Below are 14696 nucleotides of genomic sequence, written 5' to 3'. Positions count from 1 at the left end.
TGCAGACTGGCCGATGTCTGAGACGACGTCGTCGCGGAGGTGATCGACATGGCCGAAGTACTGCTCACCGTCGGTACACGTAAAGGGCTGTTCATCGGGCGGCGGCGCGGCGCCGCCTGGGAGTTCGACGAGAGTCCGTACTTCAACGCGCAGGCCGTGTACTCGGTCGCGATCGACACCCGCGGCGAGACGCCACGGCTGCTGGCCGGAGGGGACAGCGCGCACTGGGGTCCGTCCGTCTTCCACTCCGACGACCTGGGGCGGACGTGGACCGAACCGGCTCAGCCGGCCGTCAAGTTCCCCCAGGACACCGGGGCTTCCCTGGAGCGGGTGTGGCAGTTGCACCCGGCGGCGGCCGAGCCGGACGTGGTGTACGCGGGCACGGAGCCGGCCGCGCTGTACCGCTCCGAGGACAGAGGCGAGTCCTTCGAGCTGGTCCGGCCCCTGTGGGAGCACCCCACCCGGTCGCGGTGGGTGCCGGGCGGCGGTGGCGAGGGGCTGCACACCGTCCTCACCGACCAGCGCGACCCAGGGGCCGTCACGGTCGCCGTGTCCACGGCGGGGGTGTTCCGTACACACGACGGCGGGGCGAGCTGGGAGCCGTCCAACTCCGGTGTCTCCGCGGTGTTCCTGCCGGATCCGAACCCGGAGTTCGGTCAGTGCGTGCACAAGATCGCACAGGACGCGTCGACCCCGGACCGGCTCTACCTCCAGAACCACTGGGGTGTGTACCGCAGCGACAACGCGGGCGGCGAGTGGACCGACATCGGCGCGGACCTGCCGTCCACCTTCGGGTTCGCGGTGGCCGCGCATCCGCACCGCGGCAACACGGCGTACGTCTTCCCGATCAACGCGGACGCGGACCGCGTCCCGGCCGACCGGCGCTGTCGTGTCTTCCGCACGCAGGACGCGGGCAAGACCTGGGATCCGCTGACCGCGGGGCTGCCCACGGAGGACCACTACGGCACGGTGCTGCGCGACGCGCTCTGCACGGACGGCGCGGACCCGGCGGGCGTGTACTTCGGCAATCGCAATGGCGAGGTGTACGCGTCGGCGGACGACGGGGACAGCTGGCGGCAACTGGTCTCGCATCTGCCGGACGTTCTGTGCGTACGCGCCGCGGTCGTCGGCTGAGACCCGGAGGCCGCCTCTCGGACGACATCCGGCGTCGGTCACCCGCCGTGGTGGTGCCGACCCGACCGGTAGCGAATTCACCGTGTCGAACGGTCCCTTGCGCCGCTGGCGCGCCGATGCGGGAGGCGCGAGCATGGAGGTATGGGGATGGCGGTGAAGACGTGACGCCTGCGACTCCGGAATCAGGCAAAGGTCCCGGCGCAGAGCCCTATATCGGTACGGAAGAAGCAGCCTCGGACGCGGCGGCGATCGTCACCCTGGCCGGCACGGTGATCGGCTGGACCAGAAGCGCGGAAGAACTCCTCGGCCGTTCGGCCCGCGAGGTCGTAGGAGGCTCCGTCGGCCGTCTGGTCGACATGCCCGAAGACCCCGGCCGCGTAGCGGCGATCATGGAACGCTGCCGTGGGGGCCAGCCCTGGAGCGGAGTGGTCACGCTGTCGCATCGCGACGGCCGTCGTGTCGAAGTGAATCTGCGCGTTTCCGCGTCGTTCCAGGTCGGCGACGACGAGTGTTTTCTCGTATCGGCACGGGAGCGCATGACGCGCTGGGCCATGGGTCAGTCCGTGCTGGACGGGTTCCTGACCCGTTCGCCCGTGGGAATGGCCATCGTGGACATGGACCTGCACTGCATCTGGCTCAACAACACCCTGGAGAGCATCGGCGGCATACCCCGTGACCAGCGTCTGGGCCGGCGCCTGAGCGACCTGCTCCCGGGCCTGGAGGCGGAGACCATCGAGGGCGTGATGCGCAAGGTACTGCGGACCGGCGAGCCTGTCAGCGACTTCGAGTACCTCGGCTGGAGCTGGGCCGACCCGCGTCGGCAGCACGCCTACTCCACGTCGTTCTTCCCCCTGGTGGACGTCGAGGGCGCCGTCACGGGCATCTGCTACATGGTTCTCGACGTCACCGACCGGTGGAACGCCCGCCAACTGATCTCCCTGGTCAATGAAGCCGGCGCCTGTGTGGGCAGCACCCTGGACGTCATGGAGACGGCCCAGGAGCTGGCCGACTTCGCCGTACCCCGGTTCGCCGACTTCGCCATCGTGGATCTGCTGGAGCCGGTCCTCAGCACCGAGGGGCACGGAACCTGGCTGTCCGACGCGGGTCCGGCGACGACGGGGCTGGTGATGCGGCGGGCGGGCATGAGTTCCGTCCGGGAGGGGTGCCCGGAGGCGGTCGCCCAGGTAGGCGAACCGGTGGACTTCATCCCTCCCCCGCACGATCTCGGCCTCCTCGTGAACGGCGAGCCCGTTCTCATACCGGTGCTGAACCCCGACAACCCGCAATGGGTCGTCGAACAACCGTCCAGGACCTCGAGCATGCGCGAGTTCGGACTGCACTCACTCATCTCCGTGCCGATGCGGGCGCGGGACACCGTCCTCGGCCTCACCACCTTCGTCCGCTCGCGGAACCCGGCTCCCTTCACCCCGGACGACGTACTGCTCGCCCGGGAACTCGTCGCACGGGCGGCCGTCTGCGTCGACAACGCCCGCCGCTACACACGGGAACACCACGCCACACTCACGCTCCAGCACAGCCTTCTGCCCCATACGCTGGAGGGCGGCATGGCCGTGGACGTGGCCTCCATGTATCTGCCCGCGGACGCCAAGGACGGTGTGGGCGGGGACTGGTTCGACGTCATCCCGTTGTCCGGAGCCCGAGTCGGCCTCGTCGTGGGCGATGTGGTCGGCCACGGTCTGAGTGCCGCCGCCACGATGGGCCGGCTGCGTACCGCGGTGCAGACGCTCGCCGACATGGATCTGCCGCCCGACGAGCTCCTGGCCCACCTCGACGACCTGGTGCTCCGCCTCAGCGAGGAGGAGTCCCATGACGCGTCGGCCGACCTGATCCGGACCACGGTGATGGGCGCCACCTGCCTGTACGCCATCTACGACCCGGTCACGCGGAACTGCACGCTGGCCCGGGCCGGCCATCCGCCGCCGGTCCTCGTCACTCCGGAGGGCCGGGTCAGCTTCCCGGAACTGCCGGCCGGTCCCCCGCTGGGGCTGGGCGGACTCCCGTTCGAGGCAGTCGACATCGAGCTCGCCGAGAACAGCCTGATCGGCCTCTACACCGACGGCCTCATCGAAGATGACGAGCGGGACGTCGAGGTCGGAATGGCCCACCTCGGGGACGCCCTGTGCCCTTGCGATCTCCCGCTGGAGACGCTCTGCGCCAACGTACGGAGCCTGACCTCCACGCCGCAGTCCGACGACGTCGCGTTCCTCGTGGCGCGCACGCACGCGCTCAGCGCCGACCACGTCGCCTCGTGGGACGTGGCCTCGGATCCCGCCGCCGTGGCCGGGGCGCGCGCCCTCGCCACCCGCCAACTCCGCGAGTGGGGAATGGAAGCACTGACCATGCAGACCGAACTCGTCGTCAGCGAGTTGGTCACCAACGCGGTGCGCTACGCCCCGGGCCCTGTGCGACTGCGGCTGCTGCGCGCATCCCGCCTGATCTGCGAGGTCACCGACACCAGCAACAGCTCCCCTCGGCTGCGGCACGCCCGGACCACCGACGAAGGGGGGCGCGGCCTCTTCCTCGTCGCCCAGCTCGCGCACCGCTGGGGCACCCGGTACACACACGAGGGAAAGATCATCTGGGCGGAACTGGACTCGTAGGTGCCCGCAGCGCGGTGGTGATGTCAGCGAGGTGGTCCTCGACGGGGCCCAGGGTGATCAGGCCGCTGCCCGCGCCCGCGAGCTCCTCGGCGGCCGGCAGCAGGCGGGTACGGGCCCGCTCCAGCACGTCCCGGTCGCCGACCTCCAGCGCGACCACGGCCTCCAGGCAGCAGCACGCCTCGTACATCAGGTCGCGCGGCGGCTCCGGGAGCGCGCGCAGTGCCGCCCGTGCCTCGGCTCGGCGACCGGACGCCAGCAAGGCGAAGGGTGCGGCCCAAGGGCGGTACGGGCCCCAGTCCGCCCCCAGGTCGATCTCGACCGGCCCTGGACCGGTAGACCCCGGACCCGTAGACCCCGGACCGGTAGACCCTGGACCGATGTCGGACCACGTCCTCCTGTGCTCCACCCGCAGGCACAACAGGGCGAGCGGGAGAAGCCCACGCCCCAGGCCCGGCATCCCGGCGCCGTCCAGCCGTGCGGCGGCATCCCGGTAGGCGCTCTCGGCCCCCGCCGGTTGCCCGGACGCGGCCAGCCGCAATGCCCGGTACCACTGGGTGAAGACGCCCGCGAGCGGCAGCTCGTGGCGCTCTGCCAGCCGGTCCACGGCGGCGGCATGGCGGTCGGCCGCGGCGAAGTCGGCGAGCGCGCCGCGTGCCTGGAGCCGGATGAGGTGACCGAGTACCTCATAGGTCACCAGGCCGTGCCGGGCGGCCAGTTCGACCAGCTCCGCGCCGATCTCGTCACGCCGTGGGGCCAGGCCGGCGCGGGTGAAGGACTGCATGAATGCCCCGTTCAGCGCGAACGCCAGCAGCGCGGGATCGTCGAGACGACGGGCGATCTCCTCCGCCTCGCGGGCGGCCTGCGGGCCGCGTGGCGCTCGGCTGCCGCGCGTCTCCAGGGCGATCGTGGCCAGCAGGCGGCACCGCGAGGCCTCGTGCGCGTCGCCCGCCAAGGCGGTGAGGGCGCGCTCGGCGGCCTCGACGATCCGTCGGGCCAGCTCCGGATCGTCGCTGCGGGTCCAGATCGCGGGGACGTCGTAGGCGCCGATCACCCGGGCGGTCAGGTCCGGGTCGCCGAACTCCTCCGCCGCCGCGATGGCCTCCATGCGGTGCTGCCCGGCGGCCGCGAGTCCACCGCCCCCGGTGACCGCGAGGTTGCGGATCAGGCTCACCGTCGTCTCCAAACGGGCCCGGGCACCGGCGGCGACCGTCCGGTCGTAGGCCGCCGCCGTCCGTGTCCACAGCCGGGCCGCGGTCGCCGTCGGCCCGGCCGGAGGATCGAGCCCGGGTTCCTGGGCGAGGATGTCCGCCTCCAGACGGCGCAGCCGGGGCCCGGGGTCCACCCCCAGCTGGTCGGCCAGGACCGCCCGGGCTCTGCGCAGCACACCCAGCGCATCCCCCTGACGGTCCTGCCGGTACAGCGCCAGCGCCAGCAGCCGCCAGGCGTCCTCGCGCCAGGGGTGAGCGGCGAGATGTACGTCCAGGTCGGGTACCACCTCGGCGGCCAGGCCGAGGGCCAACTGCGTCCGGGCCCGCTGCTCCACCGCCTGGAGCCGCAGCTCGGCGAGGCGGGAGCGCTCGCCCCTGGCCCAGTCCTCCTCCTCGAACTCGGCGTAGGCGGGCCCGCGCCACAGTGACAGCGCCTCCTCCAGTCGCGGCAGCGCCTCCGTGGCCGGCAGCCGCGCGGCGCCGCCGACGGCTGTCTCGAAGCGCCAGGCGTCCACGGCGTCCCGCTCCGGGCGCAGCGCGTACCCGGGGCCGTCCGTGACCAGCAGACGGGCGGGGGTCCGGGGCGGACGGTCCGGCTCCAGGACGCGTCGCAGCGCGGCGACAAAGGTCTGTACGGCACCCACGGCGCCGGGCGGGGGATCCGTCCACAGGTCGTCGACCAGGTGGGTGACAGGGACGACCCGTCGGCGGGCCACCACCAGCCGCGCCAGCACGGCCCGGTGCCTGGGTCCCTTCAGCGCGAGCGCGCGGCCGTCGCTCTCGGCCACGGTCGGTCCGAGCACACCGAACGCGACCCCCACCCTTCTCACCTCTCCCGGCTCGCTTCTCCCGACGCCCTCGCCACGGTACTGCGCCAACGACGTGCGGACCGCTTGCCGATCGCCTGCCGATCATCTGCTGATCACCTGCTGATTCGCGCCCGGCAGGCTCGTCGTACCCCTCACCTTCCGCTTCCGCCTTCCAGAAAGGGCGAACCATGGCACCGACCATCCCCGGCTTCGACTACCGGCGCGTCCCCGTCGCCGACCATGTCGCGCTCAGCGTCGCCGTCGCCGGATCCGGCAGCCCGATCGTGCTGCTGCACGGTTTCCCGCAGACCCACCTGATGTGGCGGCACGTGGCCGCCGACCTCGCGGCCGACCACACCGTCATCTGTCCCGACCTTCGGGGCTACGGTGCCAGCGACAAGCCCGTCGACACCAGCGCCGACGGGAACGCGTACGCCAAGCGCACCATGGCCGACGACGTCGTCTCGCTCGCCCGCGCTCTGGGCCACGAGCATTTCGCGCTGGCGGGACACGACCGGGGCGCGCTGGTCGCCATCCGCGCCGGCCTCGACCACCCCGAGGCGATCACCCATCTCGCCTCGCTCGACGTGCTGCCCACGCTGGACATGTGGGACGTGATGCACGGCACCGGCGCGGCCGTCGGCTTCCACCTCTACCTGATGGCCCAGCCGCCGGGCCTGCCCGAGCGGATGATCCACGCCGCCGCGGACGTCTTCTTCGGTCATTTCCTCGACATCTGGACGCAGGACCCGAGGGCGATCCCGGACGAGATCCGTGCCGCCTACCTGGCGGCCTCCCGCGCGGCGGTCCCTTCCATCGTCGCGGACTACCGTGCCTCGGCCGGCATCGACGTCGAGCACGACCGGGCCGACCGCGCCGCCGGGAACCGGCTGCGGATGCCCGTGGCCGTTCTCCAGCAGGACTGGGGCGCGGCTCTCGGCTTCGACGCCGCCGCGCGGTGGCGCGCCTGGGCACCCGACCTGCGGCACACGACCGTCTCCTGCGGTCACTTCATGGCCGAGGAGGCCCCCGCCGATGTCGTCAAGGCCATCCGGGACCTCCTCGCCGACCACTGAGTGGTTCCGCTGCCCCGGCACCTGAGCGGATCCCCTTCCCCGGCACCTGAGCCGATCTCCTTCCCCGGCATCGTTTCGCCGCGTGCCGGACCACGCGCCGGGCGAGAATCAGGGGGTGACTGTGCCAGCTGAGACCTCGCCCCTGTCGGGGCAGACCGTGTGCGGCAAGGACACGCGCAGTCCGCTGCGCTCCTTCCTGCAGACCGAGACCGGCAGTGCCGCGGTCCTGCTGGCCGCCACGCTCGCGGCCCTCGTCTGGGCCAACATGGGGCCGGGCACGTACGAGGACTTCTGGCGCACCGCGCTGTCGGTCCGCCTCGGGGCGGGCGAAGTCTCCCTGGACCTGCGGGAGTGGGTGAACAGCGGTCTGATGACGTTGTTCTTCTTCGTCGTGGGACTCGAGGCGCGCCGGGAGTTCGACCTGGGCGAGCTGCGGGAACGCAGGAGAGTGACGCTGCCGCTGCTCGCCGGGCTCAGCGGCATGGTCGTGCCGATCGCGATCTACCTGGCCCTCAACGCGGGCCATGGCTCCCTGCACGGCTGGGGCGCCGCCATGTCGACGGACACGGCCTTCGCCCTGGGCATGCTCGCTCTCTTCGGGGCACGGCTGCCCGACAGTCTCCGGGTCTTCATCCTCACCATCTCCGTCGTGGACGACTTCCTGGCGCTGGCCGTGATCGCCGTCGCCTACAGCGGCCCCCTGGCCCTGCCCGCGCTGCTGACGTCGCTCGGCCTCTTCGCGGCCGTCGTTCTGGTGCGGCGCACACTCGGAATGCGGCTTCCCGCCCTGTACGCGGTGCTGGGCGCGGCGGTGTGGGTCGCGCTGCTCAAGTCGGGGGTGGACCCGGTCGTGACCGGGCTCGCGATGGGCCTGCTCACCTACGCCTACCCGGCCGAGCGCGTCGACCTGGAACGAGCCAGCCGTCTGTTCCGGCGCTTCCGCGAGCAGCCGACCCCGGAACTGGAGCGCTCCGTACGGCGCGGAATCGCCTCGACGCTCTCGCCCAACGACCGGCTCACGCGGATGTTCCACCCCTGGACGAGCTATGTGATCGTGCCGCTGTTCGCCCTCGCCAACGCCGGCATCACCGTCAGCGGCAGCCAGTTCGCCCATGCCTTCGCCTCGCCGATCGCCCTCGGCATCCTCCTCGGCTACGTGCTCGGCAAGCCGCTCGGCATCGTCGGCGCCACCTGGCTCACCACACGCGCCAGCCGTGGGCGTCTGCACCCGCCGGTCGGCTGGGGCGCGATCACCGCGGGCGGCACCCTGGCGGGGGTGGGGTTCACCGTGTCCCTGCTGATCGCGACGCTCGCTTTCGACGGGGCCCGGCTGGCGGAGGCGAAGATCGGCATCCTCGCCGCCGTGGTCTGCTCGTTCGTCCTCACCTGGCTGGTCACCTCGGTGATCGGCGCCCTTCCCAAGCGTTCCCGTATCCGGGCCCTGCTCGGCACGGGCACCACCATCGTCGACCTCAGCGACCCGGTGGACGTGGACCGCGACCACGTACGCGGCCCGCTGGAGGCGCCCGTGACGCTCGTCGAGTACGGGGACTTCGAGTGCTCGTACTGCGGCCTGGCCGAGCCCGTGGTGCGTGAGCTGCTCGCCGACTTCGGCGACGTGCGCTACGTGTGGCGGCACCTGCCGCTGACCGACGTCCATCCGAACGCCCAGCTCGCCGCGGAGGCCGCCGAGGCCGCGGCCCACCAGGGCGGGTACTGGAAGATGCACGATCTGCTGATGCAGCACCAGGGTGACCTGCGGCCGAAGGACCTGCTCCGCTACGCCGAGGAGATCGGCCTCGACACCGAACGCTTCCGCAAGGATCTCCGCGAAGGTACGGGAACGGCCCGGGTCGCGGCGGACGTGGAGTCCGCCGACCTCAGCGGTGTCTCGGGCACCCCGACGTTCTTCGTCAACGGCCGCCGCCACCACGGCGCGTACGACATCGCCTCGCTGTCGGCGGCGGTGCGTGCCGCGCGGCAACGGGCGGCGCTTCAAGGGGTCGGACGGCAGGACTGAGCCCCGGTCAGGGCGAGGCCGTACGGTTCAGGGCGTCTCGCGGGCGCCCTCGAACAGATCGCTCTCCCGTGTGCCGCCGGTCCACGGCGGGTGGGCCCGCAGGTACTCCTCGACCCGGCCCTCGTCCCCGGGCACGCTGAAGAGCCTCAGCAGGGCCGCGGCGTCCGCCTGGCTGGCGTGGGCCGCCAGGGCCCGCAGCTTGTGCGGCCAGAATTCGGAGACATCCACGGCCGCGGTCACGGTGTCGACGGCGACGTAGAGCGGGGTGATCCAGGCGTCGGGTCCCAGGGCGGCCTCCGCCAGCGCCCGGACCGCTTTCAGGCTCGAGAGCGACACGGCGATGTAGTACAGCTTCGGCAGGCTCCGCGGGTGCGGGCCGCCCTCCTCGTTCTGATCGCTGTGATCGTTGTGAGGGTGAAGTCCGCCGGACCGCTTGATCCGCTCGAAGGCGGCGACGGTCAGCTCGTGCGTACGGACATGATCGGGATGGTTCGAGAACCCGTTGGGCGGATACGTCACGATCACATCCGGCCGGTACTCCCGCATCAGCGCCTCGAGCCGCCGGACGACCGGTTCGCCCTCCATCCTGCTGAACGCGTGAGGATCGATGTCGTCCGCCGAGTCGGGCACGCCGGAGTCGGGGTGGTCCAGCCGGACCAGGTCACTGATGCCGAGCGCGGCCCCCGACTCGGCGAGCTCGCGGGAGCGCCGTGCGGCGACCTGCGCCGGTTCGTGGTCGCGGTCGCCGGGCTTGCTGCTGTCGGCTCCGTCGCCCTGCGCACCGTCGGTGCAGGTGACGACAACCGTGCGAACCCCGGCGGCCGCGTATCGGGCGAGCGTGCCGCCCGTCTGACTGGCCTCGTCGTCCGGATGCGCGTGGACGACCATCAGGGTAGGCCGACGGGTCTTCGGTGCGGTCATGACATAGACCCTTCCGTCGGCGGCCCACCCCACCCAAGGCCGCCTCCCCCGGGTCGGCCGCTGTGCCGCTCAAGACGCGTCCCTCGGCCCGCGGGTCAGGGCCCCGTCGAGGGGTCGGCGGAGTCCTGGGAGGTTCGCCCGCCCGCTTCGATACTTCCTTTGATGCCGAGTTTTCTGCGTGCTCGCTGGTAGAACGTCGTACCGCCCAGGCGCACGACATGAGCCGCCGCGGGGCACGCCGTCACGGTGATCCAATCGCCCGCGTCGAGATAGCCGAGCACCTCGCCGTCGACCTCGACCGCCAATCGTCCGGTCGTGGGGAGCAGTTCGAGCGTGACGTCCTCGTCCGCGGGCAGGGCGAGCGCCCGGTCGAACGACGAGTGCGCGCTGGCGGGAACGACCAGGATGGCTTCGACCCGGGGGGAGAGGATCGGGCCGCCCGCGGCGAAGCTGTACGCCGTCGATCCGGTCGACGTGGAGACGACGACGGCGTCGGCGGCGTAGCGGATGAACTCCTCGCCCTGGAGCCGGATCGCGATGGCGGCCATGCCGCTGCCGGGTACCCGTACGAGGGCGATGTCGTTGAACGCACGGACCTCGCGCCCGTCCGGGAGGCGCGTTCGTACGGCCATCCGGGCCTCGGTGGTGAACTGACCGCTGTCGATCCGGTCCAGCGCCGGCTGGAGCTCGTCGACATCGATCTCCGCGAGGAAGCCCAGCCGGCCCAGGTTGACGCCGAGCACCGGAGTGGCGCTTCCGGACAGCAGCCTCATGGAACGGAGCATGGTCCCGTCCCCGCCGAGACTGACGATCAGATCGGCCCGGGCGACGAGGTCCTGAGCCAGTACGGCCACGGCGCTGCAGTCGATACGGCCCACCTCGTCCGGCAGCCCCAGCACCTCGGCCTCGTTCTTGCGGGCCCACTGCACGACCGACTCGATGACCGGTCCCGGATTGCGCCGGGGATGCAGGATCAGGCCGATCGATCCGATCAGACCCATGAGGGTTCCCTTCCGTCGAGACGCCATGTCCAAGTAGTTCATCATTGTCCCGCGAGGGCAATTTCCGACCGATACGGCACGGAATACAGCCTGGACGACTCATACGGAAGGGTCGGCGGCGGACCGGCACCGTCCGCGGGGAGCGCGGCGCCGTCGACGTACCGCCGCGCCGGTCCCCGCCCCCGGCTCAGGCCTGGTACGGCTGCTGGGGCTGCTGCGGCTGGCCGTACTGCTGGGCGGCGTGGGCGCTCGCGGCCTGCGCCTGCAGCTGCTCCGCCTGCTCCTTGGTCGCCTTCTGCTCCGCGCCGCAGAAAGTGCACTGCGTCGCGTACTTCGACGAGATCGGGAACAGCGGCACGAAGAACAGCGTGAACTTCGTGACACGCTTCCGGAGCGTGTGCGCGGAGGGGTTGCCGCAGTGGCCACACACCAGCGTCAGTATCGCGAGCTGGTACAGGTATCCCCTGGTGCCAAAAATGATCATGCTGTTGGTCCCTCCCGGGTCGGTGCGGACGAGCTGCGGGATGCACTCGCGGAGCACAGTCTCGTGCACGTCGACGCGCTCGGCGATGGCGGGGTTGCACGATGCCGCCCGAAAATCCGACGGGAGCTCGGGCGACCGCCGGTCCCGGGACAGGGTCGCGGTGACGTCGAGCGGGGCGGTTGACGCTCCGTCACGGCCTCGCCGACGACGGTCGGATCGGGTTCGGCGTCCACGACGGTGGCGAGTCCCGCGCCTTCCGGCGGGCACCACCGCGCACCGGTGCCCGCCCCGCCCCTGCCCACAGAACCCGTACGGGACCCAAAACCCGCGCGGGTGGTACGAGATCCGGTGACCGCTCTACGGCAGGCGCCAGTCCACCGGCTGCACGCCCTGCCTCACCAACAGCTCGTTGGCCCGGCTGAACGGACGCGAGCCGAAGAAACCGCGATCGGCCGACATCGGTGAGGGGTGCGCGGACTCGATCGCCGGGAGATCCCCGAGCAGCGGCCGCAGATTGCGGGCGTCACGCCCCCACAGGATCGACACCAGCGGCTTCTCCCGCGCGACCAGCGCCCGGATCGCCTGCTCCGTGACCTCTTCCCAGCCCTTGCCCCGGTGCGCCGCGGGTTTGCGGGGCGCCGTCGTCAGCGCCCTGTTGAGCAGCAGCACCCCCTGCTCGGTCCAGGGCGTCAGATCGCCGTTGGACGGCCTGGGCAGCCCCAGGTCCGTGTGCAGTTCCCGGAAGATGTTCTCCAGGCTGCCCGGCAGCGAACGCACCTCGGGCGACACGGCGAAACTCAGCCCGATGGCCATCCCCGGCGTGGGGTAGGGATCCTGGCCGACGATCAGCACGCGGACGTCGTCGAAAGGCTGCTGGAAGGCCCGCAGGACATTCGCCCCGGCCGGGAGATAGGTCCGGCCCGCCGCTATCTCGGCCCGGAGGAAGTCCCCCATGGCGGCGATACGTTCGGCCGCAGGTTCCAGAGCCTTCGCCCAGCCTGCTTCGATGAGTTCATGCAAGGGTCGTGGTGCCACGACGTGCCACTCTACTGGCACACGCCGTGACGCATTCATACGGACGAGCGCCGCGCGCGGACCCGCCTCCCGGCGCTAGTCTTCCTCCTCGCCGAGATCATCGAGCCGGTCCGGTCGATCGCCCAACGATCGCCCGGCCGGCCGGTCAGCAGAGAGGAGGGGAGCCTGTTGCGTCCCTCCCACACGTCGGCCGGTGTGCTGGCGGTGGACTCGGGCGGCTCGGGGCTGCGGGCGGCGCTGGCCGTGCACGGGCGTGTCGTCGGCGTTCCACTGACCTCCAAGGAACCGGTCCGAACGGGCCCGCGCGGTATCGACGCCGGACATCTGCTGGAGCAACTGCTCCCGATGGCCCGGCAGTTGATGGCCGCCACCGGGACGGAGGAACTCGGGGCCGCCGCCGTCGGAGCGGCGGGTCTCGCCACCCTCGGCGACGCGCTGCGTGCCGAGCTGCCCTGCGCACTGGAGCGCGAACTCGGCGTGCGGCGGCTCGCGTTGGCCGCCGACGCGGTGACCGCGTACGTGGGCGCGCTCGGCCCCCGGTCGGGCGCGGTGATCGCAGCGGGCACCGGCATGATCGCGGTCGGCACCGATCTGGGGAGCTGGCGCAGGGCGGACGGCTGGGGCCACCTGCTCGGCGACTGCGGCGGTGGGGCGTGGATCGGCCGCGCCGGGCTCGAGGCGGCCCTGCGGGCCTTCGACGGGCGCCCCGGTGGGTCGGCGGAGCTGCTGGCGCGGGCCGAGGAGATGTTCGGGCCGGTGGCCGGGTTGCCGGGCAAGCTGTATCCGCGCACCGACCGGCCCGCCGTACTCGCCTCCTTCGCGCCCGAAGTGGCCGCGTGCGCCGCGTCCGCCATCGGCGACCCCGTCGCGCGCGACGTGCTGTGCGCCGCCGCCCGGCACCTGGCCGACTCCGCCGCCGCCGTCTGCCCGGACACCGGCGAGGACCGAGTCGCCCTCACCGGGGGCCTGTTCAAGATGGGCGACCCGCTCCTCGTACCACTGCGCGCGGAGCTGACGGAGCGGTTGCCACACGCCCGGCAGGTAGCGGCCGCGGGCACCCCGCTGGACGGCGCCGTACGTATCGCCGTCGACCTGGCGAGCGACCGGCTCACGCTCCCCCGCGACGAACACATGCTGTACGTGAGGACCGAAAAGGGCACAACCTCGCCATCCATGCCCCGAAAGGGGGATTCATCCGCCCTGTCGGACAAGTGAAGTTGCCTCCCGCGCCGGTCGACACAGGAGCACCACAGCGCCGGCGAGTCCAGTCACGCCGATCATTTCTGATCCACGCGTAACTCATCAGACAAAAGGGGACGGATACCGCTCACCTGCACCCTCCCCGAACAGGGGAGCCCAAGAAGCCAGTAACATGCGTCGCCATGAGCTCCCCCACTGGGCCCGCGTCCGGCCTGCCAGTACGAATGCCGCGACCTCGCCAGCCCGGGCGGCACCGCCGACCCGAGCCGCTGGCGGCTCCCGAGGGCGCGCCTGCGCTCGTCCTCGCGGTGCCGGGCACCTCCAGCGCGGCCACGCGCAGCCTCGCCGAGGAGGTCGTGAGCATCGCGCGCTCCGAGCTGCCCGGCCTCGACGCCCGGATCGGGTACCTCGACGGGGACGACGCCGAGTTCCCCACGCTGCAGTCCGTGCTCACGCGTGCCGCCGAGGAGCGCACCGCCCGCTATGAGCAGGCCCGTGCCGCCGGTGCGGACGTGACCGAGCCCGACGGCCCCGTCGCCGTCGTGGTGCCCCTGCTCGCCGGCCCCGACAACGCGCTGCTGCGCCGGGTCCGCCAGGCCGTCATGGAGAGCCGGATCGCGGCCGACCTGACCGACGTTCTCGGCCCCCACCCGCTGCTCGCGGAGGCGCTGCACGTGCGTCTGTCCGAGGCGGGTCTGGCGCGCGCCGACCGTGCCCGGCTGTTCACCGTGGCGACGGCCGCCGACGGCATCATCCTCGCCTCCGTGGGCGGCGAGGAGGCCGTACAGGCGGCCGGGATCACCGGCATGCTGCTCGCCGCGCGCCTCGCCGTGCCGGTGATGGCGGCGGCGCTCGACGAGGAGGGCGCGATCGCGGCCACCGCCGAGCAGTTGCGCGGCTCGGGTTCCCAGCAGCTCGCCCTGGCTCCGTACCTGATCGGCCCGGAGATCGACGCCGGTCTGCTGGACGCGGCCGCCAAGGAGGCGGGCTGCTCCGCCGCCGAGGCGCTCGGCCCGTACCCGGCGATCGGCAAGCTCGCGCTGGCCAAGTACACGACGGCGCTGGGCATCGCCCCGCAACAGCCGCAGGGCGCGCCGGCCCGCTGACCGCCCAGGCACCACCCCTCGCACGCCGAAGGGCCCGCTCCTCTCACAGGAGCGGGCCCTTCTCTCGTCGGCTCTCTCGTA

11 protein-coding genes are annotated in these 14696 nt (G+C 72.0%); 6 read left to right on the top strand and 5 right to left on the bottom strand.

The window, feature by feature from the left end; translation table 11 throughout:
• Positions 1–48 precede the first annotated feature (48 nt).
• Entirely contained in the window at positions 49–1134 is a 1086-nt protein-coding gene (locus tag SMIR_RS35040; RefSeq protein WP_168489676.1) for a WD40/YVTN/BNR-like repeat-containing protein, read from the top strand.
• 116 nt (positions 1135–1250) lie between these two features.
• On the top strand, positions 1251–3755 hold the full coding sequence (locus tag SMIR_RS35035; RefSeq protein ID WP_168489677.1) for a SpoIIE family protein phosphatase: 2505 nt from the start codon (positions 1251–1253) through the stop codon (positions 3753–3755).
• Here SMIR_RS35035 and SMIR_RS35030 read toward each other — a convergent pair.
• A complete protein-coding gene (locus SMIR_RS35030) occupies positions 3730–5784 on the bottom strand; it encodes an AfsR/SARP family transcriptional regulator (protein WP_211118647.1) in 2055 nt (684 codons plus the stop codon). The genes SMIR_RS35035 and SMIR_RS35030 overlap by 26 nt on opposite strands.
• Positions 5785–5960: 176 nt before the next feature.
• On the opposite strand from SMIR_RS35030, the gene SMIR_RS35025 reads away from it, so the two are divergent.
• Together SMIR_RS35025 and nhaA are read left to right on the top strand one after the other, a co-directional pair.
• Positions 5961–6848 carry an alpha/beta fold hydrolase gene (locus tag SMIR_RS35025; RefSeq protein ID WP_168489679.1) on the top strand — a complete coding sequence of 296 codons (888 nt, stop codon included), beginning with the start codon at positions 5961–5963 and terminating at the stop codon, positions 6846–6848.
• A gap of 121 nt (positions 6849–6969) precedes the next feature.
• A complete protein-coding gene (nhaA, locus tag SMIR_RS35020; protein ID WP_212728452.1) occupies positions 6970–8868 on the top strand; it encodes a Na+/H+ antiporter NhaA in 1899 nt (632 codons plus the stop codon).
• A 27-nt stretch (positions 8869–8895) separates the two neighbouring features.
• Here nhaA and SMIR_RS35015 read toward each other — a convergent pair whose 3' ends face one another.
• The 4 genes from SMIR_RS35015 to SMIR_RS35000 all read right to left on the bottom strand — a co-directional run bounded on the left by SMIR_RS35015 (position 8896) and on the right by SMIR_RS35000 (position 12309).
• Positions 8896–9789 carry a PIG-L deacetylase family protein gene (locus tag SMIR_RS35015; protein ID WP_168489680.1) on the bottom strand — a complete coding sequence of 298 codons (894 nt, stop codon included), beginning with the start codon at positions 9787–9789 and terminating at the stop codon, positions 8896–8898.
• Positions 9790–9884: 95 nt separating this feature from the next.
• Complete coding sequence (locus tag SMIR_RS35010) at positions 9885–10790, bottom strand: NAD(+)/NADH kinase (protein ID WP_212727828.1); 906 nt, start codon at positions 10788–10790, stop codon at positions 9885–9887.
• Between the two features lie 187 nt (positions 10791–10977).
• The gene (locus SMIR_RS35005) at positions 10978–11274 is read right to left on the bottom strand and encodes a zinc-ribbon domain-containing protein (RefSeq protein ID WP_099946176.1); all 297 of its coding nucleotides are present in this window, start codon (positions 11272–11274) and stop codon (positions 10978–10980) included.
• A 357-nt stretch (positions 11275–11631) separates the two neighbouring features.
• Positions 11632–12309, bottom strand: a complete 678-nt coding sequence (locus SMIR_RS35000) for a uracil-DNA glycosylase (RefSeq protein ID WP_168489681.1) — start codon at positions 12307–12309, stop codon at positions 11632–11634.
• Positions 12310–12474: 165 nt separating this feature from the next.
• On the opposite strand from SMIR_RS35000, the gene SMIR_RS34995 reads away from it, so the two are divergent.
• Complete coding sequence (locus SMIR_RS34995) at positions 12475–13524, top strand: N-acetylglucosamine kinase (protein ID WP_422664533.1); 1050 nt, start codon at positions 12475–12477, stop codon at positions 13522–13524.
• Between the two features lie 167 nt (positions 13525–13691).
• Positions 13692–14615, top strand: coding sequence for a sirohydrochlorin chelatase (locus SMIR_RS34990; RefSeq protein WP_211118650.1), 924 nt, complete (start codon positions 13692–13694; stop codon positions 14613–14615).
• Positions 14616–14696: the final 81 nt, after the last annotated feature.

Origin of the sequence: Streptomyces mirabilis, from assembly GCF_018310535.1 — a bacterium.
Taxonomy (GTDB): Bacteria; Actinomycetota; Actinomycetes; order Streptomycetales; family Streptomycetaceae; genus Streptomyces.
Note: the sequence above shows the minus strand (reverse complement) of the source record. Positions and strands in the feature narration are given on the sequence as shown.

What these genes read in the sequence shown, in the direction of transcription:
- SMIR_RS34990 (WP_211118650.1), top strand. Translation starts at nt 13,692, where the DNA reads ATGAGCTCCCCCACTGGGCCCGCGTCCGGCCTGCCAGTACGAATGCCG.
- SMIR_RS35015 (WP_168489680.1), bottom strand. Translation starts at nt 9,789, where the DNA reads ATGACCGCACCGAAGACCCGTCGGCCTACCCTGATGGTCGTCCACGCG.
- SMIR_RS35035 (WP_168489677.1), top strand. Translation starts at nt 1,251, where the DNA reads ATGCGGGAGGCGCGAGCATGGAGGTATGGGGATGGCGGTGAAGACGTG.
- SMIR_RS35005 (WP_099946176.1), bottom strand. Translation starts at nt 11,274, where the DNA reads ATGATCATTTTTGGCACCAGGGGATACCTGTACCAGCTCGCGATACTG.
- SMIR_RS35025 (WP_168489679.1), top strand. Translation starts at nt 5,961, where the DNA reads ATGGCACCGACCATCCCCGGCTTCGACTACCGGCGCGTCCCCGTCGCC.
- SMIR_RS35010 (WP_212727828.1), bottom strand. Translation starts at nt 10,790, where the DNA reads ATGGGTCTGATCGGATCGATCGGCCTGATCCTGCATCCCCGGCGCAAT.
- SMIR_RS35040 (WP_168489676.1), top strand. Translation starts at nt 49, where the DNA reads ATGGCCGAAGTACTGCTCACCGTCGGTACACGTAAAGGGCTGTTCATC.